We start from the raw sequence: 24,380 nt of genomic DNA, 5'->3' as shown, positions 1-24,380 counted from the left end.
GGCCGGCGGCCGGCGCCACCCTGGCGCGATGCCACCCTGGACCGTCGCCTCGGAGACCGGGCGCCTCACCGAGGTCCTTCTCTGCCCGCCTGACCACTACCGCTGGATCCCGAGCAACGCGATCGCCCGCCGCACCCTGGCGGCGGGCCGGCAGCCGGACCTGCAGGGGCTGCAGGCGCAGCACCGCGAGCTGGTGGGGGCGCTGGAGCAGGCCGGGGTCCAGGTGCACCGCCTGCCGCCCGAGCCGCACCTGCCCTACATGGCCTATACCCGCGACAGCGTGGTGGTGACGCATCGCGGGCCGGTGCTCTGCCAGCTCGAGCGGCCGCAGCGCCGCGGCGAATACGCCCCGCTACTGGACTGGCACGCGGCGCAGGGCTCCCGCTTCTGGCGCAAGAGCTCGGCCGGGACGTTGGAGGGGGGCGATGTCCATATCCTTCGCCCCGGCCTCGCCGTGATCGGCGCCAGCGGCGGCCGCACCGACCTGGCCGGGGCGGAGCAGTTGGCCGGTTGGCTCCGCACCGAGGACTGGGAGGTGCGGATCGAGCCCTTCGACGAGCATTTCCTGCATCTGGACGTGCTGTTCTGCATGGCGGCTCCCGGCCTCGCCGTCGCCTGCCTGGAGGCGCTGCCGGAGGAATTCGCCGCTTGGCTCGGGGCGCATGGCGTCCGTTGCCTCCCCGTGTCCTACCGCGAGACCATGCGCCTCGGCTGCAACATCCTGGCCCTCGGCGGGGACCGCGTGATCTCCGCCGCCGAGAGCCGGGACCTCAACGCCGCGCTGCGGGCCGAGGGGCTGACGGTGCTGGACCCGGCGCTCGCGCTCTTCACCGCCGGCGGCGGCGGGCCGCACTGCCTGACCTGCCCGCTCGCCCGGGAGGACTGAGACCGGCGCGGCGGGCGGGGCCGGGCCGCGCAGGCCGGCATTTCCCGCCCCGCGCCGCCATGCTACCCGGAGGCGAGCGCGAGGAACCGCCATGAACACGATCGCTCCCCGTCCCGCCGACGCCGTCATCGCCGCCCTGCGCGAATTCCTCGGCGACCGCCTCTCCACCGCCCAGGCGGTGCGCGAGCAGCATGCCCGCGGCGAGGACCAGACCCCGCCCACCCTCCCCGATGCCGTCGCCTTCGTCGAGAGCACGGAGGAGGTGAGCCGCATCCTCGCCCTCTGCCACCACCATGGCGTGCCGGTGGTCGCCTTCGGCGCCGGCACCAGCCTGGAGGGGCATGTGAACCCGGTGCGCCGGGGCATCTCGCTCGACCTCTCGCGCATGACGGCGGTGCTTGAGGTCAATGCCGAGGACATGGACTGCCTGATCGAGCCGGGCGTGACGCGACAGCAGCTCAACGACTTCCTGCGCGACCAGGGCATGTTCTTCCCGGTCGATCCGGGCAGCGTCTGCACCATCGGCGGCATGTGCGCGACGCGCGCCTCAGGCACCAATGCGGTGCGCTATGGCACGATCCGCGAGAACGTCCTCGGCCTCGAGGTGGTGCTGGCCGATGGCCGGGTGATCCAGACCGGCGGGCGGGCGCGCAAGGGCGCCAATGGCTATGACCTGACGCGGCTCTTCATCGGCTCCGAGGGCACGCTCGGCATCATCACCAGGATCCGGCTGCGCCTGCACGGCATCCCGGAGGCGATGAGCGCCGCGGTCTGTCAGTTCCCGGACCTCGCCGCGGCGGTGAACACCACCATCGTCACCATGCAGTCCGGCATCCCGGTCGCCCGCATCGAGTTGCTCGATGCCGACCAGATGGAGGCCTGCATCCGCTACTCGAAGCTCGAGGGCTTCCGCAACACGCCGACCCTCTTCCTGGAATTCCACGGCACTGCCGCCGCGGTCGCCGAGCAGGCCGAGGCGGTGCAGGCGATCGCCGCCGATTTCGGCGGCGAGGGCTTCACCTGGGCGACGGATACCGAGACGCGCAACCGCCTCTGGCAGGCGCGACACGACGCCTACTGGGCCGGCATGGCGCTCAAGCCTGGCTTCCGCGGCATCACCACCGATGTCTGCGTGCCGATCTCTAAACTGGCGGATGCCATCCTCGGCGCCAAGCAGGATGCGATCGAGGCCGGCTTCACCACCTGCATCGTCGGCCATGTCGGCGACGGGAATTTCCACCAGATCATCCTCTTCGACCCGAACGACCCTCGGGAGCTCGACAAGGCCTGGGAGCTGGACCGGAAGATCGTCGCCCGCGGCCTGTCGCTCGGCGGCACCTGCTCGGGCGAGCACGGCGTCGGCATCGGCAAGCGGGAATTCCTCGAGACCGAGCATGGCGCCGAGGCGCTGGCGGTGATGCGCAGCATCAAGACCAGCCTCGACCCGAAGGGCATCCTGAACCCGGGCAAGATGTTCCGGAACTGACGCAAGACCGTTGCGGCCGCCACCGGCAGCCGCGGCCAGGGGGGAAAGCGTGCCGTCATTGCGCGGCCCCGAGCTGCCGATCCTGGCGCTCGCACTGGGCCATGTCTTCTCCAACGCCGTGCGCACCCTGCCGGCGATCGCCGCCGATGTGCTCTCGCGCGATCTCGGCCTGACGCCGGACAGCCTGGCGGCGCTGACCGGCGCTTTCCCGGCGGCCTTCGCGCTGGCCATGCTGCCGGTCGGCATCGGGCTCGACCGCTGGGGGGTGCGGCGCACGGCGCTGGTGCTGCTCGGCATCGGCGCGCTGGGCTGCGTCATGGCGGCGCTCGCCACCGGGCCGCTCGGCCTGCTGGTCGCGCAATGCGTGCTCGGCATCGGCTGCTCCGGCGCGCTGATGTGCCCGATGACCTATGCGGCGCGCGCCATGGACGGGCACCGCTTCGCCCTCTGGTCCGGCATCATCCAGGCCTTCGGCAATTCGGGCATGCTGCTCAGCGCCTCGCCGCTCGCCCTGCTGGTGGAGTGGCAGGGCTGGCGGGCCGGCTTCTGGGCCTCGGGCGGGCTGGCGCTGCTGGCCCTCGCGGCCGTCGCGCTCACCGTGCGGCCCTCGCCGCGGGCGGGCGCCGTCTCGCGCTCGCTCTGGCAGGACACGCAGGAGATCCTGGCGATCGCCGCCTCGCCGCGGCTGCGGCCGCTGATGGTCATCGCCTTCGCCAGCTTCGCCGCGGTGCTCGGGGTGCGCGGCCTCTGGGGCGGGCCCTGGCTGATGGAGGCGAAGGGCCTCAGCCGGGTGCAGGCGGGCAATGTCCTGCTGCTGGTGGCGCTGGCCCTGGTCATCGGCCCGGCGCTGGCCGGGGTGGTGCAGCGGCTGGTCGGGCGGCCGGTGCTGCTGCTGGCCGGCAGCCATCTGGTTGTCGCCGGGCTGATCCTGCTGCTGCCGGCGGGCGGGCCCGGCGGCTGGCTCTCGGCCATGCTCGGCGTCGCGGCCCTGCCAGCCGGCTTCGACGCGACGGTGATGGTCGTCTTCGGCCTCGTCATCTCCTTCCAGATCCTGGTCTTCGCCCAGGTGCGCGCGGCGGTGCCGCCGGAGCAGACCGGCCGCGCCCTCTCGGCCAACAACGTCGCCTTCTTCGGCGGCGCGGCGGTGCTGCAGGCGGTCTCCGGCCTCGCCGCGCGCTGGGGCGGCATCGGCGCGGCGCTCTCGAGCTTCGCGGTGGCGCTGGCGGTCTGCGCGCTCGGCTATCTCTGGCTGCGGCGGGCGGGGCGCTGAGGCAATCGCGGCCGCTCCGGGCGGCTCAGTGGAAGAGCCTGGGCAGCCAGAGCGACAGGCCGGGGATGTAGGTGACCAACCCGAGCACCACCAGCATGGCGAGGTAGAAGGGCCCGCTGGTCTTGGTCGCGTCCCACATCGAGACCTTGCCGACCGCGCAGGCGACGAAGAGCGCCGGGCCGACCGGCGGCGTGATCAGCCCGATGCCGAGATTGACGATCAGCACCACGCCAAACTGCACCGGGTCCATCCCCAGCGCCTTCACCACCGGCAGGAAGATCGGCGTGCCGATCATGATCAGCGGCGCCATGTCCATGAAGGTGCCGAGCACCAGCAGGATGACGTTGATCAGCAGCAGGGTGAGGATCGGGTCCTCGGTAATGCCGCGCATGAAGGCGACGGTCTGCGCCGGCACCTGCAGCAGCGCCATCAGCCAGCCGAAGGCGGTCGCCGTGCCGATGATGAGCATGACCATGCCGGTGGTCCGCACCGCCCCGCCCACCGCCTCCAGGAAGCCCTGCCAGCGCAGGCTGCGATAGACCAGCACGGTGACCAGCAGCGCGTAGATCACCGCGACACAGGCGCTCTCGGTCGCGGTGAAGATGCCGCTGCGGACGCCGGCGAAGATGATGACGATCAGCATCAGCCCCGGCAGGGCGCCGACGGCCAGCCGCAGCAGCGCCGCCCAGCCCGGGAAGGCCTCGCGCGGATAGCCGCGGCGGATGGCGACCAGCCAGGCGACGACCATCAGCGCCAGCATCATGACGAGGCCGGGGATGATGCCGGCGGTGAAGAGATCGGCCACGCTGATCGCCCCGCCGGCGGCGATGACGTAGAGGATCATGTTGTGGCTCGGCGGGATCAGCAGGTCGATCAGCGCCGCGTTCGCCGTGATGTTCACCGCATAGTCCGGCGCATAGCCCCGTGCCCGCATCTGCGGGATCATGACGCCGCCGACCGCGCTGGCATCGGCGACCGCCGAGCCGGAGACGCCGCCGAACAGCGTCGCGGCGACGATGTTCACCTGCCCCAGCCCGCCGCGCAGATGCCCGACCATCGCGGCCGCCAGCGCCACCAGCCGGTCGGCGATCTGGCCGCGCAGCATCAGGTCGCCGGCGAAGACGAAGAAGGGGATGGCCAGCATGGAGAAGACGTTCATGCCGGAGGAGAGCTGCTGGAACACCACCACCGGCGGCAGGTCCATGTAGAGCACGGCGGCAAGCGTCGCCGCGCCGAGCGCGAAGGCGACCGGCGTGCCGATCAGCAGCAGCAGCGCGAAGCTGCCGAGCAGGACGGTGAGTTCCACGGAGGCGTCCTTCTGGCTGACGGTGCCGGGATCGCCCGGCGTGCCGCTTCAGGCGTCGGTGAGATCAGGCGTCGGTGAGCAGGGTGTGTTCCGGCATCCCGGCCGGCGCGTGGCCGGTCACGGCATGCGAGAGCAGTCGCTCCAGGCCGAACAGGGCAATCAGCAGCCCGCCGAGCGCGAGCGGCAGGTATTCCACCGTGCCGGGCAGGCCGAGGGTGGGCAGCGTCGCGTCCCAGACCTCGAGCGCCAGGTCGGCGCCGTACCAGGCCATCGCCATGCCGAAGAGGGTGACAGCGAGGTCCGACAGCACCTGGAACAGCCGAGCCAGCGGTGCGGGCAGCACCTCGCGCAGCGTGTCGAAGCCCATATGGAAGCCCTCGCGCACCCCGGCCGCGGCGGCGCCGAGGATCACCCAGCCAAGCAGCAGCAGCGCCGAGGCCTCGGCCCAGGCCGGCGTGTCGTTCAGCACGAAGCGGCCGAAGACGCCCCAGGCGACGACCAGCACCATGGCCACCATCGCCAGGCCGGCGATGAGGATGGCGCCGCGCGCCACCAGGGTCAGCACCCCGCCGACGCTCCGATGCAGCGCCCGCATGGCGGTCAGGCCGCCCGGATGCGTTCGACCAGCGCCTTCAGCTTCGCATCCTTGACGAACTGGTCGTAGACCGGCTGCACCAGCCTGGCATAGGCCGCCTTGTCCGCCTCGACGATCTGCGCGCCGCCGGCGACGACCTTGGCCTGCGCCTCCTCCTCCATCGCCACCCAGAGCTTGCGCATATGCGGCACGCTCTCCTTCGCCGCCTGGCGGACGATCTCCTGGTCGGGCTTGGCCAGCTTGTCGTAGCTGCGCTTGCTCATCGCCAGGATCTCGGGCGAGAGGCTGTGCTCGGTCCTGGTGTAGAACTTCGCCACCTCGAAATGGCGCGAGGTGTAGTAGGTGGGGACGTTGTTCTCGGCGCCGTCCACCACCCCGGTCTGGATGGCGGAATAGACCTCGCCGAAGGGCAGCGGCGTCGCATTGGCGCCGAAGGCACGCATCAGCGCCACCCACATGTCGCTCTGCTGCACCCGGACCTTCAGGCCCTTCAGCGCCTCCGGCTCCTGCACCGCGCGGGGCTTGGTGTAGAAGCAGCGCGCGCCGCTGTCGTAGTAGGCGAGCGTCACCAGCCCGTGCGAGGTGGTGTCCCGGCCGATATCCTCGCCGATCGGCCCATCCATCACCGCCTGCATATGCGCGGTGTCGCGGAACAGGAAGGGCAGGCCCACCACCAGCGTGGCGGGGACCAGGTTGTTCAGCGGCGCGGTGTTGACGCGGGTGAAGTCGATGACGCCGAAGCGGGTCTGCTCCAGCGTGTCCTTCTCCTCGCCGAGCTGGCGGGAATGGAACATCTGGATCTTGATGCGGCCGCTCGTGCGCTCCTCCACCAGCCGGCCCATCAGCTTGACGCCCTCGATGGTCGGATAGCCATCGGGGTGGATGTCGGCGGCGCGGAGCGTGATGCCAGCCGCCGCTGCGCGGTTCGCCAGCCAGGGGGCGGTCAAGGGGGTGAGGGCAGCGCCGAGCAAGGCCCGGCGGGATGCGTTGATCGTCATCGGACCTTATCCTCCTGCCAGGCGCGATCTTTCGCCGCCCTGGCCCTGACGAACTGCTATAGCAGATGGCAGAAGCCGCCGGAAGCGGCGTCTCACCCTACTCGGCGGCGTCGCGCCGCAGCAGGCCCCAGCCGGCCAGCAGATCGCGCAGCGCGGCGGCGGAGCCGGGCGGCAGCGGCCAGGCGGCCGGCGGACGGGCCGCCCCGACATCGATGCCGGAAAGGGCCAGCGCCGCCTTCACCACGGCGACATTGGCGCCGTTCTGCTCCTCGGCCCGCAGCGCCTCGAAGCCCTGGATGGCGGCGATCTCGGCATTGGCGCGGGCGAAGTCGCCCGCCCGCAACGCGGCCAGGATGGCGACGGACCGCTCCGGCAGCAGGTTGATCAGGCCCGAGGTGAAGCCCTGCGCCCCGAGCGCGGTCATCGGCGGCGCCCAGGGCTCCGCCAGGCCGCAGATGAAGGAGACCCCTGGTCCGGCCCGGCGGATCGCCTGCGCCAGCACCATGAGGTTCGGCGTTGCCCATTTCACCCCGACCACACCGGGAATCCGTGTCAGCGCCTCGATCGCCGGCAGGCCGATGCCGTCGTTGCGGAGATAGAGCACGACCGGCAGCCCGGCCGCCTCGGCGATCTTCGCGACATAGGCGACGACGCCGCGCGGCGCGACGAAGGGGTCGGGCGGCTGGTGCACCATGACGGCATCCACGCCATCGGTCCGGGCGCGGCGCGCCAGGGCGCAGGCCTCGCCAAGGCTGCGGCCGACCCCGGCGACGACCGCGGCGCGACCGCCGACCAGCGCCGGTACCTCGGCCTGCATCCGCTCCGCCTCGGCGAAGGCAAGGCCATAGAACTCGCCGGTATTGCCGTTGACGGTCAGGGCATCGACGCCGGCCGCCGTGGCGCGGACGATGATCGGCGCGAGGCGCGCGGGGTCGATCCGGTCATCGGCCGCCATGGGCGTGACCAGGATGCCGGAGATGCCGGTCAGCGCGGTGCGCAGCCGGTCGGGGGGCAGGGTCATGCGGGCGGCGTCCTCTTCTCCGGAATTCGGTTGTCCGGGCTTCGCGGCAGCAGGCCGCCGATCTCGAGCGAGCGCAGGACATGCGCGCGCATGCGCGCCTCGGCCGTCTCGGGATCGCGGGCCTGTAGGGCGGCGAGGATGCCGGCATGTTCGCCGAGCGCGCGCGGCAATTCCGCCGGGCTGGCGTTCAGCGCACGGACTCGCCCGAAATGATCATAGGCGCGGAGCGCGGCGAGGGAGCGGATGAGGAAGGGGTTGTCCGTCGCGGCATGGATCAGGGCGTGGAAGCGCTCATTCGCCTCCGAGACGCGCTCCGGCCGCCCAGCCTCGGTCGCCAAGCGCATCGCGGCGAGTTGCGCCGCGAGGGCCGCCAGCGCCTCGGCATCGGCGCGTTCCGCGGCCAGCGCCGCCGCGGCCCCTTCCAGCGCGGCGCGGATCCGGCCCATCTCGGCCTGCCGCGCCGGGCCGAACTCGGCCACCACCGTGCCACGGCGCGGCAGGGTGATCACCATGCCGTCCTGCTCGAGCCGCCGCAGCGCCTCCCGCACCGGCTGGGCGGAGATGCCGAGCGCCAGCGCCAGGCTGCGTTCGGAAATGCGGCTGCCGGAGGTGAGGGCGCCCTGGACGATGGCGTCGCGCAGCCGGCGATAGGCGCGCTCGGCGAGTGAGAGCGTGTCCTCCTCGGCCAGCCTTTCGACCGGGTGGGGTGCGGTGGCGCTCATACAACTGCCATATCAGATGGCAAGAGGTGAAGGAACCCACGCCGTCGTGCGAAACCCTCGACAGCCGGATTGTCTAAAGCCAGACAGGCAGAGTGGGAGGCCAGCATGGCCGAGGATATGGGCGAGACGCCCGACGGGGATGACGGCTTCATCCTATGGGAAGGCTGGATGTTCGGGGCGGTGATGTTTCCCGTCGCCCTGGAGCAGATCCGGCAATACCCGCCGGGCAACGACAACCAGCCCGAGGATTAGCGCGGTGCCAGTAGCGCGGTGCCCTGGCGCCCGCTTGCCGCCATGGCGCGGCGGCGCCAGCATCCGACCATGCAGCACATTGCCGATGCCGCGGCCGCCCTCGCCAGCGGCCGCCTCTCCGCCGCCAGCCTGGTCGATGCCGCGCTCGACCGCATCGCCGACCCGTCCGGCGAGGGGAAGCGCGCCTTCACCGCCCTGCATGCCGATGCCGCCCGCGCCGAGGCGCGTGCCATCGACGCGCTGCGCCATGCCGGCCGCGCGCCGAGCCCCTGGGCCGGCATCCCGGTCACCGTGAAGGACCTCTTCGACGAGGCCGGCCATCCGACCCCGGCGGGCTCGGCCGTGCTGCGCGACGCGCCTCCCGCCGCGGCGGATGCGCCGGCCGTCAGGCGCCTGCGACGCATGGGCTTCGTGGTGATCGGTCGCACCAACATGACGGAGTTCGCCTTCTCCGGCCTCGGCGTGAACCCGCATTACGGCACGCCGCGCAGCCCCTGGGACCGGGCGACCGGGCATATCCCGGGCGGCTCCTCCGCCGGCGCGGCGGTGGCGGCGGCGGATCATATGGGCTTCGGCGGTCTCGGCACCGATACCGGCGGCTCCTGCCGCGTGCCGGCGGCGCTGTGCGGCGTGGTCGGCTTCAAGCCGACGGCCCGCCGGGTGCCGATCGCCGGGGTGCTGCCCCTGGCGCCGAGCCTCGATTCGGTCGGTCCGCTCGCCCGCAGCACCGCCTGCTGCGCCCTGCTCGATGCGGTGATCAGCGGCGAGGAGATGCCGCAACCCCTGCCGCAGCGCCCCGTCGCCGGGCTGCGCCTGGCCCTGCCCCGCGGCACCTTCCTCACCGAGGACATGGACCAGACCGTCGCCAATACCTTCCAGCGCGCCCTGGCCCGGCTGGCGGCGGCCGGCGCGCGCATCGAGATGCTGGACATCCCCGAACTCGCCGAGCTGCCGGTGGTGAACGCGACCGGCGGCTTCGCCGCCAGCGAGGCCTGGGCCTGGCACCGCAGGCTGATCGCGGAGCGCGGCGATGCCTACGACCCACGGATCCTGGCGCGGATCCGCCGTGGCGAGCGCATGTCGGCGGCCGAGTATCTCGACCTCCTCGGCCACCGCGCCCGGCTGATCGCGGCCGTCGCGCGCCGCACCGCCCCCTTCGATGCGCTGCTGACGCCGACCTGCCCGATCGTGCCGCCGAGCCTGGCCGAGGTGGAGCCGGAGGAGGGCTACAACCGCATCAACCTCCTCCTGCTGCGCAACACCTCGGTTGGCAATTTCCTCGACCGCTGCAGTATCAGCCTGCCGATCCACCGTCCCGGCGAGGCACCGGTCGGGCTGATGCTCACCGGCGAGACGATGGGCGATGCCCATCTCCTCGCGGTGGCGCAGGCGGTGGAGACGGCGCTGGCGGCGTGACCCGCCGCCGCGCGGGTGCTCAGGGCAGGATGTAGTCGCCCCAGAGCGTGACCGAGGCGACGCCGAGCAGGGTGATCGATTCGCCTGCCGCGAAATGCAGCACGGTGTTCGCCCCGGCCTGGGTCACGCTCATCCCGGGCAGCGCGGCATGGAAGGCCGAGAGCACCAGCCGGTCGGCGCCGGTGCCGAAATCGGTGACCACGACATTGCCGCAGCCGGGGGCCAGGACGAAGAGATCCGCCCCCGCACCGCCGGTCAGGGTGTCGCTGCCTGCCCCGCCCTCGATCCAGTCATCCCCGGCGCCGCCATCGAGACGGTTGGTGCCGGCATTGCCGAAGAGGCGGTTGTCCAGCGCATTGCCGGTGCCGTCGATATTGGTGGTGCCAGTGAGGATGAGCTTCTCCAGATTGGCGCCCAGCGTGTAGTTGATGCTGCTGCGGACGACATCCAGGCCCTGGCCGGCGAGCTCGACCACCAGGTCGCGCGCATCGTCGACGATGTAGCTGTCGTCCCCGGCGCCACCGCTCATGGTGTCGGCGCCGCTGCCGCCATCGAGCTGGTCATTGCCCGCGCCGCCGACCAGCGTGTCGTTGCCGCCATAGCCATAGAGGCGCGAGCCGGCGGCATTGGCGGTGAGGCGGTTCGCCAGCTCGTTGCCGGCACCGCCGATCATCGCCGTGCCGGTCAGCACCAGGTTCTCGAGATTGGCGCCGAGCGTATAGCCGATCGCGCTGCTCACCGTATCGGTGCCCTGCCCGGCCAGCTCCACCACCCGGTCGCCGAGGGCATCGACGATATAGGTGTCGTTGCCGGTGCCCCCGGCCATGGTGTCGTTGCCCGCGCCGCCATCGAGATAGTCATCCCCAGCGCCGCCATCGAGGCGGTTGGCGCCGGCATTGCCGAAGAGGCGGTTCGCCAGCTCGTTGCCGGTGCCGTCGATATTGGCGGTGCCGGTGAGGATGAGCTTCTCCAGATTGGCGCCCAGCGTGTAGGTGATGGCGCTGCGGACGAGATCGCCGCCCTGATTGGCGAGCTCGACCACCATGTCGCGCGCATCGTCGACGAAATAGGTATCGTCGCCGAAGCCGCCGATCATCAGATCGGCGCTGCTGCCGCCGTCGAGCTGGTCATTGCCCGTGCCGCCGATCAGCGTGTCCTCGCCGCCATAGCCATAGAGGCGCGAGCCGGCGGCATTGGCGGTGAGGCGGTTCGCCAGATCATTGCCGGCGCCGCCAAGCGCCGCGGCACCCGTCAGAACCAAATTCTCGAGATTGGCGCCCAGCGTGTAGCCGATTGAGCTGCTCACCATATCGGTGCCCTGCCCGGCCAGCTCAATCACCCGGTCACCGAGATTGTCGACGACATAGCTGTCATCGCCGGGGCCGCCCAGCATCCGGTCCTTGCCGAGGCCGCCATCGAGGGTGTCGTTGCCGGTGCCGCCAAGGAGGTAGTCGTCGCCGGCCAGACCCAGCAGCGCCGCGTGCCCCGCCTCCGCCACCAGCCGGTTGTCGAGCGCATTGCCGGTGCCGGTCAGCGTCCCGGTGCCGGTCAGCATCAACGTGTGCAGGCCGTCCGGCAGCACGGCGCTCACGGCGCTGACCAGCGTGTCGCTGGTATCGACATGCGCGGCGACGGTCTCGGCCGAATAGGCGTAAGCCCGGACATAGTCGATATACATATCGGCGCTGGCCCCGGCCGCCGCCGTCGCATTGCTGACGGCGAGGTTGAGCAGCATGTACATCGGGACCTGCATGTCCGCGGGCGTCAGGGTGCTGGCGACCTCGACGCCGTCGATATACCAGCGGATCTCGTCCGGCAGCCAGCTCACGGCATATGTGTGGTAGCCCGAGGCGATGTCGGGGAAGGCAACCGGGATGCTGACCGAGCTCCGCGTCGTGCCATTGCTGGTATGGGCGGTGACCTGGGCGGTCGGGTCCCCGGTGCCGAAGCTCTCCAGGATGTCGAGCTCCGGCGGCCAGCCGCCGGTCGCCGGCAGCATCCAGAAGGCGGGCCACCAGCCCGTGCCATCGGGGATGTCGATCCGCGCCTCGAAAAACCCGTAGAGCTGGCTGAAGGCTCCCTGGCTGGTGATCAGCCCGGAATTATAGGGCAGGCCCAGCGCATTCTCGCCGGGCGAGGCGGTGATGACGAGGGCGCCGTCCTCGAGGCGGAAGGGCGACTGGCCAAGCGTGGCATCGGTGAAATACTGCTGGTCGCCATTGCCCGGATAGGCCCTGTCGCCGCCCGTATAGGTGGTCCGCCAGCCCTCGCTGCCGTCCACCGACCAGGCAAAACTATCGAATTCCTCGGCGAAGGTCAGCGTCAGCGCGGCCGGATCGGCCGGCAGCAGGAAGTCGCTCGCGGAGAAGTCGGCGATGCTCCGGTCCAGGAAGGTGATGCCCTGCCCGCCGCCGAGATCGAGCTCCACATTCTCGCCGTTCTGCCGCAGTGCGGCGAGGACGGCCGCTGCGGTGGCGAAGCCGTCGAAGGCGGCGAGGTGCAGGCGGTCGGTGCCGGTCTCGAAATCGGTGATCACGTCCCAGCCGCCACCGGCTAGGAACTGGAAGACATCGGCGCCGCTGCCGCCCGTCAGCAGGTCGGTGCCGCCGCCGCCGTTCAGGATCTGCGCGTAGTCCCCGCCCTCGATCCGATTGTTGAGCTCGTTGCCACTGCCATAGCCGCGATCGGCCAGGACGATCAGGTTCTCGACAGCCTCCGGCAGCGTGAAGGCATCGGCCGTTGAAATGACCGTATCGATGCCTTCATCGACCAGTTCGTGGACGAAATCGTAGTGGTTGCCGACCTGATAGCTGTCGTCCCCGGCGCCGCCCTCGAGCGTGAGACGGGAACTGATATCGGGCCCGGCCAGCCCATCATCGGCCGAGGTGCCGGTGATGAGGCGCGCCTCCTGCCCGCCGATGATCCACTGCATCGGCGTTCCGCTCTGCGGCAAGGCCAAGGCCGTGAGAAGAGCCGCGTCAGGCACGCTGGTATTGGCGTCCGCCATAACGTCACCCCGAGCGGTAAGCCCCGCTGCCCCCCGACGGGTCAGGCAGGCTTCCCCGTTTTGCTTCGTTAATAACGGGTCGAACATCTTATGGTGGCAAGGCATGGGGCTTCACAACTTAGAGTGGTAACGCAACGAACAGCAGGGGTGACGCCGTACCGGGCGTCGCCATTGCCGTCCCGGCGATGGAGATCGGGATGATCGGGAGATGGAGCTGGCGGAGAAGGCCGGATCGATCGGCGGGCGTGCCATCGCAGCGTTCGACAGAAAGGCCCCGCGGGAAAGCATTGCTCGATTGTAAGCGCCCTCACATCTCCCGTTGAGGCGGCTTGGGCGATCCTCAGTCCGTCGTCCTGATGCCCTCCGGGGTTCGGACGGACGGCGTTCGGCGGCGGCTATTTCCCGGCAAGCCGTCGCCAGACTGGCCGCCTTCGGGCAGCCAACGGGCCGGCTGGATTCGTCCGGCCGGCCCGTTCTTTTATCGGCTGCGCTGGCTCACCTGTGCCTCCAGCAGCGCCAGCAACCCCTCCAGCAGGCGGGTCGGCGTCGGCGGGCAGCCCGGGATGATCAGATCCACCGGCAGCGCCGCGGCGACGCCGCCTTCCACCGCATAGCTGTCCTTGAACAGCCCGCCATCCACGGCGCAGTCACCCACCGCCACCACCCAGCAGGGGTCCGGCGTGCAGGCGCGGGCGCGCAGCAGCGCCTCGCGCAGGTTGCGCGTCAGCGGCCCGGTGACGAGCAGCACATCGGCATGGCGGGGCGAGGCGACGAAGCGCAGCCCGAACCGCTCCAGATCGTAGATGACATTGCCGAGGGCGTTGATCTCGAGCTCGCAGGCATTGCAGCTCCCGGCATCCACCTGACGGATCGCCAGGCTGCGGCCGAGCCGCTTCTGCGCGCTCTCCTCCAGCCGCAGGGCGAGCGCCTGCACCACCTCCGGCGAGACGGCGGGCGGCGGGTCGGTCAGCGGCCGGCCGACCAGGTTGCGGGCGAGCTTTGGCCAGAGCATCAGCCATCCTCCGGGGCTGGCGGCGCCGGCGCATGGAAGGTCAGCCGATTGCCGAAGGGATCGATCACGCTGAGCGCGCGCTCGCCCCAGGGCTTCGCCTCGATCCCCGGCCGCGCATGGCGGTAGCGGGCGCCTGCCAGCGCCGCATGCAGCGCCTCCAGCCCACCCTCCCCCGACACATGGATGCGCAGCGCCGCGCCCGGGCAGGCATCGCCGTGATGCTCGCTGAGATGCAGCACCAGCGCGCCGCGCGAGACCTGGGCGTAGAGCGGCAGGTCCGGCGCGAAGCGGTGCTCCCAGTCCCAGCTCATGCCGAGGAAGCCGACATAGAATTCCCGCGCCTTCGCCACGTCGAAGATGCGCAGCACCGGCAAGGGCGGGGAAAGGGCGATGGTCACAGATCGACCCCGCTATAGGAGCAGTTGAAGCTCTTGTTGCAGAGCGGGAAGTCCGCGACGATGTTGCCCTCGATCGCGGCCTCGAGCAGAGGCCATTGCAGCCAGGACGGATCGCGCGGGAAGGCGGCGCGCAGCAGCCCGGCCTCGTCGAGCGCCACCCAGTGCAGGCACTCGCCGCGGAAGCCCTCGATCAGTCCGATGCCCTCGCCGCCACGGCGCGGCAGCGACACGGTCAGTTCGCCCGCGGGCAGCTCATCCAGCAGCGCGCGCACCAGCCGCAGCGATTCGCCGAGTTCCGCGACGCGGATGCGGACCCGCGCATCGACATCGCCCTGGTCGCGCACCGGCACCTCCGGCGGCAGCCGGTCATAGGGCTCGTAGGGCGCGGCCTTGCGGGCATCGAAGCCGCGCCCCGCGGCACGGCCGACATAGCCGCCGGCGGCAAAGCGCGCGGCGAGCGGCGCCCGCAGGATGCCGGTGCCGACGACGCGATCCTGCAGGCTGGCATGGCCCTCATAGACATCGAGCAGGCCGGGGATCGCCGCCTCCACCACCGCGAGCGCGGCGAGGATCGCCTCGGCGCCGCCGGGCGCCAGATCCGCGGCCACGCCGCCCGGCACCACGCAATCCATCATCAGCCGATGCCCGAAGGCGGCCGCCGCGGCGCGCAGCACGCCCTCGCGCAGCACGCCGCATTGCGCATGCGGCCAGGCGAAGGCGGCGTCGTTGCAGACGAAACCCCAGTCGTTCAGGTGGTTGTGGATGCGCTCCAGCTCGGCCATCACGCCGCGCAGAGCCACGGCGCGCGGCGGCGGCACGACCACGAGCGCCGCCTCCACCGCCCGCGCGAAGGCCCAGCCATGCGCGACGGTGCTGTCGCCGGAAAGCCGCGCCGCGAGCTTCGCCGCCGCCGCCGGCGGCTTGCCCAGCATCAGGCCGATGAGCCCCTTATGGACATAGCCGAGCCGCTCCTCGAGCCGCGCGACTGTCTCGCCCTGGACGTGGAAGCGGAAATGCCCGGGCTCGATGATGCCGGCATGCACCGGCCCGACCGGGATCTGGTGCACCCCCTCGCCCTCCACGCCGAGGAATGCCGGCTGCGGCGGCGGGGCGGCATTCGCCTCCGGCCGGGCGGCGAGCGGCGCCGCAATGGGCCAACGGCCATGGTCGAGCCAGGGCCGGAGATCGACGGCGCCCTCGGCCACATGCCCCCAGAGGTCATGCAGCATGCGCTCGAACCGCACGGCGCCCGGCCGCGCCGGCGAGAGCGCGGGGAAGCGCCCATCCGCCGCCGGGCAGGAGGCGAGCAGCATGGCGGCCTCGGCCTCGAGCCAGAAGGCGGCATGCACCATGCCGGGCTCGCCCCACATCGCCAGCAGGGCCGGATCGGCCTCCGCCGCCAGGGCCTCGGCCATCGTGCCCCATTGCGGCCGGGTCAGCAGGAAGCGCGGCCGGGGGCGGCAATCCTGCGGCGCGCCGCGCCGGATGATCTCGACAAGGCTCATCCCGGAATCCTCGCCGCGGCGGCGAGCAGGCTGGCGAAGGGCGCGGGGAGCGCGATGCCGAGCAGCAGGGCGAGGCCGAGATGCACCCAGACCGGCCCGAGGGTGGTGCGCGCCGTCCAGCCCGGCGGCGGCGCGTCCCCGCCCGGCGTCGGATCGCCGAGGCAGAGCGCCTGCAGCATGTGGACCTTCGCCGCCGCCGCGGTCAGCAGGCCGAGGCCGAGCGGCAGGATCAGCCACCAGCGCGAGGCGGCGGCATCGGAGACGATGAGGAACTCGCTGGCGAAGAGCGCGAAGGGCGGCAGGCCGGCGACGGCGGCGATGGCGAGCGCGAGCGACCAGCCGAAGGCCGGATGGCTCGTCGCCAACCCGCCGATCGCCGCCGTCTTCTGCGAGCCCTTGAGCTGCGCCGCATGGCCGACGCCGAAGAAGACGGCCGACTTGCAGAGGGAGTGGCCGAGCATGTGCAGCAGCCCCGCGAGGTTGGCGGTGGCGCCGCCGAGGCCGAAGGCGAGCGCGGCGAGGCCCATATGCTCGATGCTCGACCAGGCGAAGAAGCGCCGCGCGTCGCGCCGCCGCCAGAGCGCGAAGGCGGCGAGCAGCAGCGAGGCCAGGCCGAAGGCGATGAGGAAGGGTCCGGGCGGCACCGCCCCGGGATGCACGCCGACGATTGCCTTGGTGCGGATCACCGCATGCAGCGCCGCGTTCAGCAACAGGCCCGACAGCACGGCGGAGATGGCGATCGGCCCCTCCGCCTCGGCATCCGGCAGCCAGGAATGCAGTGGCACCAGCCCGGCCTTGGTGCCGTAGCCGACGAGCAGGAAGACGAAGGCGAGGTTCAGCACGCCGGGGTCGCAGCGCTCGGCGATGCCGTGCAGCACCGTCCAAGAGAGGCCGGAATCGCCATGCCCGACGAAGGGCTGCGCCGCGAGATAGAGAATGATGGTGCCGAAGAGCGCGAGGGCGATGCCGACGCCGCAGAGGATGAACAGCTTCCAGGCCGCCTCGATCGCCGTGGGCGTGCCGTGCACCGCGACGATGAGCACGCTGGCCAGGGTCGCGATCTCGATCGCCACCCACATCACCCCCATGTTGTCGGCGAGCAGCGCGAGAGCCTGCGCCCCCATGAAGACCTGGAAGGCGACATGGTAGGCGCGCAGCCGCAACGCATCGAACCGCTCCGCCCCGATGGCGCCGAGCGAGAAGACCGCGGTGGTCAGCCCGATGGTGAAGGAGAGCAGGACCAGCGGCAGGTTCAGCGCATCGACATGCGTCCACCCCTCGATGCCGCCGGGATGCCCGAGCAGCAGCAGCGCGAGGACGAGGCTCGCCGCCGAGACGGCGATATTGGCGAGCGTCGCCGGCCGCTCCCGCGGCAGCACGGCGAGCAGCAGCGCGCCGGCCCATGGCAGGAAGACGACGGCCCAGGACAGCGGCATCAATCGGCCTCCCCGCGATGGCGCTCGAGGAAGCCGGTATCGACGGTGTCGAAGCGCTCCCGGATCTGGAACACGAAGACGCCGCCGACGACGAGCAGCATCATCACCAGCGCGGCGGTCGAGAGCTCAACCACCAGCGGCATGCCGGCGACGCCGACCGCGGCGAGGATCAGCCCGTTCTCCAGCGTCATCAGCCCCGCCACCTGCAGGATGGCGTTGCGGCGGGTGATCATCATCAGCATGCCGAGCAGCACCACCGAGAGGGCGAGCGCCAGATCCTCCCGCGCGATGGCGCGGTTGCCGGCGGTGATCGGCAGCACCACCAGGATGGCGAGGGCGACCAGTGCCACCCCTGCGACGAGGCTCGGCCCGATGCCGAGCGCGGTCTCCACGGTCCGGTGCAGGTCGAGCCGGCGCAGCAGGGTGCGGAGCGCGAGCGGGATCAGCACCGCCTTGGCTCCGAGGGCGATCAGCGCCGTCAGGTAGAGCTGCGGCGCGCCCTGCACCAGGGCCTGCCAGGCGGCGGCGAGGGCGAGGATGCCGCCTTGCATCGCCAGGGCATTGATCACCGCCCCGACGCGGCGCTGGTAGAGCAGCACGAAGGAGAGCAGCAGCATGCCGCCGCCGAGCAGGTGCGAGACATCGTAGGGGAGCTGGCCGAAGCTCATGCCAGCCCCGTGCTGACGAAGAGCAGCGCCGCGCCGAGGAGCGCCAGCAGCAGCGCCGCGCCGAGGAATTCCGGCACGCGGAAGACGCGCATCTTGGCGATCGCGCTCTCGAACCAGGCCAGGGCGAGGCAGAGCGCGCCCATCTTCAGCAGCCAGGCCAGCAGACCGACCGCCCAGGCGAGCGGCCCACTGCCCGCCGGCGCCGTGCCGAAGGGCACGAAGATGGCGGCGACCAGCGACAGCCAGAGCGTCAGGCGCAGCGCCGCGCCGTATTCCCAGAGCGCCAGGTGCCGGCCGCTGCTTTCGAGCAGCATCGCCTCGTGCACCATCGTCAGCTCGAGATGCGTCGCCGGATTGTCCACCGGGATGCGGGCATTCTCGGCGACCGCGACCGCCAGCATCGCCACCGCCGCGAGGCCGAGCGAGACGCGCAGGCCGAGCGCGCCGTCGCGGAAGGTGCCGGCGATCAGGTCGAGATTGGTGCTCCCGGCCAGGATCACGAAGTTCAGCACGCAGAGCAGCAGCGCCGGCTCGGCGAAGGCGGCGAAGCTCATCTCCCGCGCCGCGCCGAGGCCGCCGAAGGCCGTCCCGACATCCATCCCCGCCAGGGCCAGCGCAATGCGGGACAGCGCCAGCAGCCCGGCCAGCAGGATCAGGTCGGCGAAGGGGGCGAAGGCCATGCCGCGGGCGAAGCTCGGCACCAGCGCGATGGCGAGCAGGCAGGCGGCGAAGGCGACATAGGGCGCCGCCTCCGAGACGACGGAGGCGTTCTCCGCCAGCACCGGCCGCTTGCGCAGCAGCTTGTCGAGGTCGCGGAGGGGCTGCAGCGGCGAGGCGCCGCGCCGTCCCATCAGCCGCGCCTTCAGCCAGCGCGTGACGCCGAGGACGAGCGGCGCCGCCGCGAGCATGAACAGCAGGTGCAGAAGCTGCGCCAGGATGGCTCCGAAGACCTGCACTCAGCGCGCCTCCAGCCAGGCCAGCAACGCCAGCATCCCGACCAGGGTGGCGAAGCTGAGCGAGAGGCAGCGACGGATGGTGAAGTGGCGCATCCGCTCCGCCGCACCGGCGATGCGGTCGCGCAGCCGCGCCGCCGGGCCGAGCAGCAGGGCGCCCGAGGGGTCCGCGAACCGCACCGCATGGCGGCCCGGCCGGGTCTCGCCCGGCGCCGGCATGTCGACGCTCTCGCGCGCCTGCAGCAGCGTCTCGCCCAGCATGCGGCGCAGCGGCTGGGCGATGCCGGCCGCACCGGGCTGGGTCAGCGGGTCGCCGAAGGGGAGATGCGGCGGCGGGTCGATGAAGCCGCAATTCCAGACCGGCCCGCGCGCGGTCGCCGCCGGGGAGCGGCGCCGCACCAGCAGCCAGGTGACGCCGAGGGCGAGGGCCAGCAACAGGGCGATGACGAGCGGCGCGTAGCCGGTCATGCCCTCGCCCGCAGCCAGCGAGGCGCCGCGCGCCGGCACCCGCATGACCGGGCCGACCAGTTCCTGCAGGGCCGGCGCGGCCAGCCCCAGCACGCTGCCGGGGAAGAGGCCGAGCAGCACCGTCAGCCCCGCCGGCAGCAGCATGGCGGCGCGCTCGAAGCGGCCGGCCTCCCGCGCCCCGGCGCCGCGCGGGCTGCGCGGGCGGCCGAGGAAGACGAGGCCGAAGAACCGCACCATCGCCGCCGCGGCGAGCGCCGCCGCCATCGCCGCGACGGCCGCGGCCGCGGCGGTGAGCACCTGGAAGCCGATATCGCTGACCCGCCAGCCGGCGAGCAGCGCCTGCAGCAGCAGCCATTCGCTGGCGAAGCCCGAGAGCGGCGGCAGCGAGGCCGCGGCCGCGGCGCCGATCAGCGCCGCGAGGGCGGTGACCGGCATGGCGTGGATCAGCCCGCCCAGCCGGTCCAGGCGGCGGCTGCCGGCGCCGTGCAGCACCGCGCCGGCCATCAGGAAGAGCCCGGTCTTGAAGACGCCGTGGTTCAGCGCGTGCAGCAGCGCCGCGCCGGCGGCGAGCGCCGCCAGCGGCCCGAGATCGGCGCCGCGGAAGGCGAGCGCCAGGCCGAAGCCGAGGGTGATGAAGCCGATATTCTCGATGGTCGAGCAGGCCAGCAGGGTCTTGGCGTCATCCTCAAGATTGGCCCGCAGCGCCCCGAACAGGGCCGAGGCGGCGCCGAGCACGAGCAGCGGCACGCCCCACCAGGAGGGCTGCGCCGGGCCGCAGAGGTCGAGCAGCAGCCGCGCCAGCACGTAGAGCGCGATCTTGGTCATCGCCCCCGACATCAGCGCCGAGACATGGCTGGGCGCCGCCGGATGGGCGAGCGGCAGCCAGGCATGCAGCGGCACCAAGCCCGCCTTGGCGCCAGCGCCGAGCAGGCCGAGCAGCAGCACCGCGGCGGCGCGCCAACCCTCCGGCGGGGCGTCGCGCATCGCGGCGAAATCGAGCGCCCCGGCCTGGCCGGCCAGCAGCCCGAAGGCCGGGACCAGGCAGGCGCCGGCCAGCACCGCGAAGACAAGGTAGAGCCGCGCCGCCGCGCGGTTCTCCGGCTTCTCGTGCTCGGCGGCGACCAGCGCCCAGGAGGCGAAGGACATCAGCTCGAAGCCGAGGAGGAGCAGGAAGGCGTCCGTCGCGGCGAGCGTCAGGGCCATGCCGGCAAGGAAGAGCGGAAAGGGCGGCAGGGCGCGCGCCGGCAGCGGATGCCCGCCGGCCTTGCCCTCCATGGCGAAGAGCGAGGCGGCGCTGCCGGCGATGCCGAGCAGCAGCAGGAACCAGGCCGACAGCCCGTCGAGGCCGATTTGCGCCGGCGCCCAGGGCGGCCCGAAGGGCAAGGGTCCGGATTCGACCGGCTCGCCGCCCAGCAGCACGGCGAGCGCCACGACGGCAAACCCGACGGAGGCGATCAGGCATCCCGCATGGACGACCAGCCCCGCCCGGGCATGGCGACCGAGCGGCACCGCCGCCGCCGCGAGCAGGACCAGGACCCAGAGACAGAGCGCGAAGAGCGTCAGCACGGGAACGGGAGGCGGGCCATCACGTCCCCGAGCTTAGTCCCCTACCGCCGACGCGGCGAGGGGGGGTCGACCTTGAAACGGCACGATTCCCGCTCTTAACAAGCGCGCAACAAGAGGTTAGTTAGGCCGGTCCCGCTTGCCGTCATGGCGCGGGCGCACCGGGAGCCAGCACAGACACATGGATCGTCGTGGATTCATCGCTAGTGGGGCCCTTGCCGGCACCGCCGCCTTGGCTACTCCTGCCCTCTCGCAGGGCGCGCTGCCGGAGGTCCGGTGGCGTTGCGCCTCCTCCTTTCCGCGCTCGCTCGACACGATCTTCGGCGCGGGCGAGCATGTGGGGAAGCGCGTCGCGGCGCTGACCGACGGCAAGTTCCAGATCCGCGTCTTCTCGGCCGGCGAGCTGGTGCCGGGGCTGCAGGTGGCGGATGCGGTGCAGGGCGGCACCGTGGAATGCGCCCATACGGCGAGCTATTACTTCGTCGGCAAGGATCCGACCTTCGCCTTCGACGCCACGATCCCCTTCGGGATGAACACGCGGCAAATCAATGCCTGGCTCTATGCCGGTGGCGGCCGCGAGCTGCTGCAGGAGTTCTTCGCCGGCTACAACATCCACTCCATCCCCTGCGGCAGCACCGGGGCGCAGATGGGCGGCTGGTTCCGCAAGGAAATCAAGACCGTCCAGGACCTGTCGGGCCTGAAGATGCGCATCGCCGGCATCGCCGGCAACATCATGCAGAAGCTTGGCGGGGTGCCGCAGCAGATCGCCGGCGGCGACATCTACCCGGCGCTCGAGAAGGGCACGATCGACGCCGCCGAATGGATCGGCCCCTATGACGACGAGAAGCTCGGCTTCAACCGCGTCGCGCCCTATTATTATTACCCGGGATGGTGGGAAGGCGGGCTGAACCTCTCCTTCTACGTGGCCAAGTCCAAGTATGACGAGCTGCCGCAGGTCTACAAGGACGTGCTGGAGAGCGCCTGCCGCGACGCGACGCTCGAGACCATGGCCAAGTACGACGTGCAGAACCCGCAGGCACTTCGCCGCCTGGTGGCAGGCGGCGCGCAGCTTCGCGCCTTCCCGCGCGAGGTGATGCAGGCCTGCTACAAGGCGGCCTTCGAGCTCTACGAGGAGACGGCGGCGAAGAATGCCGCCTTCAAGAAGGTCTACGAGCCCTGGAAGGTCTTCCGCGACCTCGAATACCAGTGGTTCCGGGTCACCGAGAGCACCTTCGACAATTTCGTCTATCTGATGCACGCTCAGGCACAGCAGCAGCGCCGCTGAGACACTGCTGACATGAATGCGCCCCGCCCCCGGCCCGCCGGTGGGCGGGCGCGCCAGGGAGGTAACACGCTCTCATGGGTCCCCTGCTCGCCTTCAGCCGCGGCGTGGACAGGCTGAACGCCGCGGTCGGCAAGCTGGCCGACTGGGCGGTGCTGCTGTCCTGTGCGATCTCCGCCGGCAACGCCTTCGTGCGCTACGGCGTCTCCTACTCCTCGAATGCCTGGCTCGAGGTGCAGTGGTACCTCTTCGGCGCCACCGTCATGCTCGGCGCCTCCTACACGCTGTTCCGCAACGAGCATGTGCGGGTGGACCTGCTCTATTCCAGCCTGTCCGAGCGGGCCCGGCTCTGGGTGGACGTCTTCGGCTTCCTCTTCTTCATGCTGCCGGCGGTCACCCTGCTGGCCTGGATGACCTGGCCCTTCTTCCTCGACAGCCTGATGCGCGAAGAGGGCAGCCCGAATGCCGGCGGCCTGCTGCGCTGGCCGGTGAAGATCCTGCTGCCGATCGGCTTCTTCCTGCTGATGCTGCAGGGCATCTCCGAGCTCATCAAGCGCATCGCCCTGCTGCGAGGCGTCTCCCCGCAGGCCGAGGTGGTGGTCGAATACCACCGCCCCGAGCAATAGACCCTCGCCAGGATCCGCGCCCCTATGACCATCGACATGGACGTGATGGCGCCGCTGATGTTCGGCGGCCTCGTCGTCTTCCTGCTGATCGGCTTCCCGGTCGCCTTCAGCCTCTCCGCCGTCGGCCTGTTCTTCGGCTTCCTGTCGATCGAGCTCGGCTTCTTCACGCCGGCCTATCTCGGCAACCTGCCGCTGCGGGTCTTCGGCATCATCTCCAACGACCTGCTGCTGGCGATCCCCTTCTTCACCCTGATGGGCGCGATCCTCGAACGCTGCGGCCTGGCGGAGGACCTGCTGGAGGGCACCGGGCAGCTCTTCGGCAAGGTGCCGGGCGGCCTCGCCTATGCGGTGATCCTGGTCGGCGCCGTGCTCGGCGCCATCACCGGCACGGTGGCCGCCTCGGTCATCGCCATGGGCATGATCAGCCTGCCGATCATGATGCGCTACGGCTACGACATGCGCATCGCCACCGGCGTCATCGCGGCCAGCGGCACCATCACCCAGGTGATCCCGCCGAGCCTCGTCCTCATCGTGCTCGGCGACCAGCTCGGCAAGTCGGTCGGCGACATGTATGCCGGCGCCATCGGACCCAGCATCCTGCAGGTGCTGCTTTTCATCGGCTTCATCGTCGTCGTCAGCATCTTCCAGCCGCACCGGGTGCCGCCGCTGCCGGACGAGGCGCTGACGCAGCGCGGCTGGCAGCTCTGGTGGCGGGTGCTGAAGGGCATGGTGCCCTCCATCGTGCTGATCTTCCTCGTGCTCGGCACCATCTTCCTCGGCCTCGCCACGCCGACCGAGGCGGGGGCGATGGGCGCGGTCGGCGCGGTCGTGCTGGCCATGGTGAACCGCCGCTTCACCTGGGACCTGCTCTGGCAGGCCACCCAGAACACCATGCGCATCACCGCCATGGTCATCTTCATCCTGATCGGCGCCACCGTGTTCAGCCTGGTCTTCCAGGGGGTGGACGGCGCGATCTGGATCGAGCACCTGCTCTCGAAGCTGCCGGGCGGCCAGGTGGGCTTCCTGATCTTCAGCCAGATCTTCATCTTCTTCCTGGCCTTCTTCCTCGACTTCTTCGAGATCGCCTTCATCATCATCCCGCTGCTCGCGCCGGTGGCGGCGAAGCTCGGCATCGATCTCGTCTGGTTCGGCGTGCTGATCTGCGTGAACATGCAGACCAGCTTCATGCACCCCCCCTTCGGCTTCGCGCTCTTCTATCTCCGCGGCATCGCCCCGAAGGAGGTGCGCAGCCGCGACATCTACTGGGGCGCCATCCCCTGGGTCGGGCTGCAGCTCGTCCTGGTGGCGATCGTGATCTTCTGGCCGGAGAGCGTGACCTACTGGCTCGACCGGAGCACGGGCGTCGACCCGAGCACGGTCCGCATCGAGGTGCCGCTGCCCGACCTGCCGGACGACGACGCGCCGCCAGTCTTCAAGTAGCGTCCTTCAAGTAGCGCCTCTCGCGGCGGGCGGGCCCGAACGCCCGCCCCGTCCCGGCGTTGACCTCCCG

21 protein-coding genes are annotated in these 24,380 nt (G+C 71.2%); 8 read left to right on the top strand and 13 right to left on the bottom strand.

Going from position 1 to position 24,380, the window contains the following annotated elements; translation table 11 throughout:
• The first annotated feature begins 28 nt into the window (after window positions 1-28).
• The 3 genes from HJG45_RS09560 to HJG45_RS09550 all read left to right on the top strand — a co-directional run bounded on the left by HJG45_RS09560 (window position 29) and on the right by HJG45_RS09550 (window position 3,642).
• The gene (locus tag HJG45_RS09560) at window positions 29-886 is read left to right on the top strand and encodes a dimethylarginine dimethylaminohydrolase family protein (RefSeq protein WP_171611904.1); all 858 of its coding nucleotides are present in this window, start codon (window positions 29-31) and stop codon (window positions 884-886) included.
• Between the two features lie 91 nt (window positions 887-977).
• Window positions 978-2,372 (top strand): FAD-binding oxidoreductase, encoded by a 1,395-nt coding sequence (locus tag HJG45_RS09555; RefSeq protein WP_171611903.1) that lies wholly within the window; start codon window positions 978-980, stop codon window positions 2,370-2,372.
• A gap of 49 nt (window positions 2,373-2,421) precedes the next feature.
• Entirely contained in the window at window positions 2,422-3,642 is a 1,221-nt protein-coding gene (locus HJG45_RS09550) for a nitrate/nitrite transporter (RefSeq protein ID WP_368040556.1), read from the top strand.
• A 25-nt stretch (window positions 3,643-3,667) separates the two neighbouring features.
• Here the strand turns inward: HJG45_RS09550 and HJG45_RS09545 are convergent, their stop codons facing one another.
• The 5 genes from HJG45_RS09545 to HJG45_RS09525 all read right to left on the bottom strand — a co-directional run bounded on the left by HJG45_RS09545 (window position 3,668) and on the right by HJG45_RS09525 (window position 8,284).
• Complete coding sequence (locus HJG45_RS09545) at window positions 3,668-4,948, bottom strand: TRAP transporter large permease subunit (RefSeq protein WP_171611901.1); 1,281 nt, start codon at window positions 4,946-4,948, stop codon at window positions 3,668-3,670.
• A 64-nt stretch (window positions 4,949-5,012) separates the two neighbouring features.
• The gene (locus tag HJG45_RS09540) at window positions 5,013-5,543 is read right to left on the bottom strand and encodes a TRAP transporter small permease (RefSeq protein ID WP_171611900.1); all 531 of its coding nucleotides are present in this window, start codon (window positions 5,541-5,543) and stop codon (window positions 5,013-5,015) included.
• A gap of 5 nt (window positions 5,544-5,548) precedes the next feature.
• Window positions 5,549-6,541, bottom strand: coding sequence for a TRAP transporter substrate-binding protein (locus HJG45_RS09535; RefSeq protein ID WP_171611899.1), 993 nt, complete (start codon window positions 6,539-6,541; stop codon window positions 5,549-5,551).
• A 97-nt stretch (window positions 6,542-6,638) separates the two neighbouring features.
• On the bottom strand, window positions 6,639-7,562 hold the full coding sequence (locus tag HJG45_RS09530; RefSeq protein WP_171611898.1) for a dihydrodipicolinate synthase family protein: 924 nt from the start codon (window positions 7,560-7,562) through the stop codon (window positions 6,639-6,641).
• Window positions 7,559-8,284: a GntR family transcriptional regulator gene (locus HJG45_RS09525; RefSeq protein WP_171611897.1), complete on the bottom strand. Its 726-nt coding sequence runs from the start codon at window positions 8,282-8,284 to the stop codon at window positions 7,559-7,561. The genes HJG45_RS09530 and HJG45_RS09525 overlap by 4 nt, the downstream gene beginning before the upstream one ends.
• A gap of 105 nt (window positions 8,285-8,389) precedes the next feature.
• On the opposite strand from HJG45_RS09525, the gene HJG45_RS09520 reads away from it, so the two are divergent.
• Entirely contained in the window at window positions 8,390-8,536 is a 147-nt protein-coding gene (locus HJG45_RS09520) for a hypothetical protein (RefSeq protein WP_171611896.1), read from the top strand.
• A 69-nt stretch (window positions 8,537-8,605) separates the two neighbouring features.
• The gene (locus tag HJG45_RS09515) at window positions 8,606-9,952 is read left to right on the top strand and encodes an amidase (RefSeq protein WP_171611895.1); all 1,347 of its coding nucleotides are present in this window, start codon (window positions 8,606-8,608) and stop codon (window positions 9,950-9,952) included.
• Between the two features lie 19 nt (window positions 9,953-9,971).
• Here HJG45_RS09515 and HJG45_RS29195 read toward each other — a convergent pair whose 3' ends face one another.
• From HJG45_RS29195 to HJG45_RS09475, 8 genes are all read right to left on the bottom strand, one after another.
• Entirely contained in the window at window positions 9,972-12,884 is a 2,913-nt protein-coding gene (locus tag HJG45_RS29195) for a family 16 glycosylhydrolase (RefSeq protein WP_171611894.1), read from the bottom strand.
• Between the two features lie 553 nt (window positions 12,885-13,437).
• Complete coding sequence (locus HJG45_RS09505; protein WP_171611893.1) at window positions 13,438-13,971, bottom strand: NADH-quinone oxidoreductase subunit B family protein; 534 nt, start codon at window positions 13,969-13,971, stop codon at window positions 13,438-13,440.
• Entirely contained in the window at window positions 13,971-14,369 is a 399-nt protein-coding gene (locus HJG45_RS09500) for a glyoxalase superfamily protein (RefSeq protein ID WP_368040555.1), read from the bottom strand. Before HJG45_RS09500 ends, HJG45_RS09505 begins: the two co-directional genes overlap by 1 nt.
• Window positions 14,366-15,874: a hydrogenase expression protein HypE gene (locus tag HJG45_RS09495; RefSeq protein ID WP_171611892.1), complete on the bottom strand. Its 1,509-nt coding sequence runs from the start codon at window positions 15,872-15,874 to the stop codon at window positions 14,366-14,368. The genes HJG45_RS09500 and HJG45_RS09495 overlap by 4 nt, the downstream gene beginning before the upstream one ends.
• Window positions 15,871-17,310, bottom strand: a complete 1,440-nt coding sequence (locus tag HJG45_RS09490; RefSeq protein ID WP_171611891.1) for a proton-conducting transporter membrane subunit — start codon at window positions 17,308-17,310, stop codon at window positions 15,871-15,873. Before HJG45_RS09490 ends, HJG45_RS09495 begins: the two co-directional genes overlap by 4 nt.
• Window positions 17,310-17,978 carry a hydrogenase-4 component E gene (locus tag HJG45_RS09485; RefSeq protein WP_171611890.1) on the bottom strand — a complete coding sequence of 223 codons (669 nt, stop codon included), beginning with the start codon at window positions 17,976-17,978 and terminating at the stop codon, window positions 17,310-17,312. The genes HJG45_RS09490 and HJG45_RS09485 overlap by 1 nt, the downstream gene beginning before the upstream one ends.
• Entirely contained in the window at window positions 17,975-18,934 is a 960-nt protein-coding gene (locus HJG45_RS09480) for a respiratory chain complex I subunit 1 family protein (RefSeq protein WP_368040554.1), read from the bottom strand. The genes HJG45_RS09485 and HJG45_RS09480 overlap by 4 nt, the downstream gene beginning before the upstream one ends.
• Window positions 18,935-20,965, bottom strand: coding sequence for a proton-conducting transporter membrane subunit (locus HJG45_RS09475; RefSeq protein ID WP_171611889.1), 2,031 nt, complete (start codon window positions 20,963-20,965; stop codon window positions 18,935-18,937).
• A 178-nt stretch (window positions 20,966-21,143) separates the two neighbouring features.
• Between HJG45_RS09475 and HJG45_RS09470 the strand changes: the two genes are divergently transcribed.
• The 3 genes from HJG45_RS09470 (at window position 21,144) to HJG45_RS09460 (ending at window position 24,310) form a co-directional block, all read left to right on the top strand.
• Window positions 21,144-22,247, top strand: coding sequence for a TRAP transporter substrate-binding protein (locus HJG45_RS09470; RefSeq protein WP_171611888.1), 1,104 nt, complete (start codon window positions 21,144-21,146; stop codon window positions 22,245-22,247).
• Window positions 22,248-22,321: 74 nt separating this feature from the next.
• The gene (locus tag HJG45_RS09465; RefSeq protein ID WP_171611887.1) at window positions 22,322-22,870 is read left to right on the top strand and encodes a TRAP transporter small permease subunit; all 549 of its coding nucleotides are present in this window, start codon (window positions 22,322-22,324) and stop codon (window positions 22,868-22,870) included.
• 24 nt (window positions 22,871-22,894) lie between these two features.
• Complete coding sequence (locus tag HJG45_RS09460) at window positions 22,895-24,310, top strand: TRAP transporter large permease subunit (protein WP_217362885.1); 1,416 nt, start codon at window positions 22,895-22,897, stop codon at window positions 24,308-24,310.
• Window positions 24,311-24,380: the final 70 nt, after the last annotated feature.

It is taken from the genome of Roseicella sp. DB1501 (assembly GCF_013112485.1).
GTDB lineage: Bacteria > Pseudomonadota > Alphaproteobacteria > Acetobacterales > Acetobacteraceae > Paracraurococcus.
The sequence above is the reverse complement of the archived record's forward strand: the minus strand, read 5'-3'. Positions and strand labels throughout refer to the sequence as shown.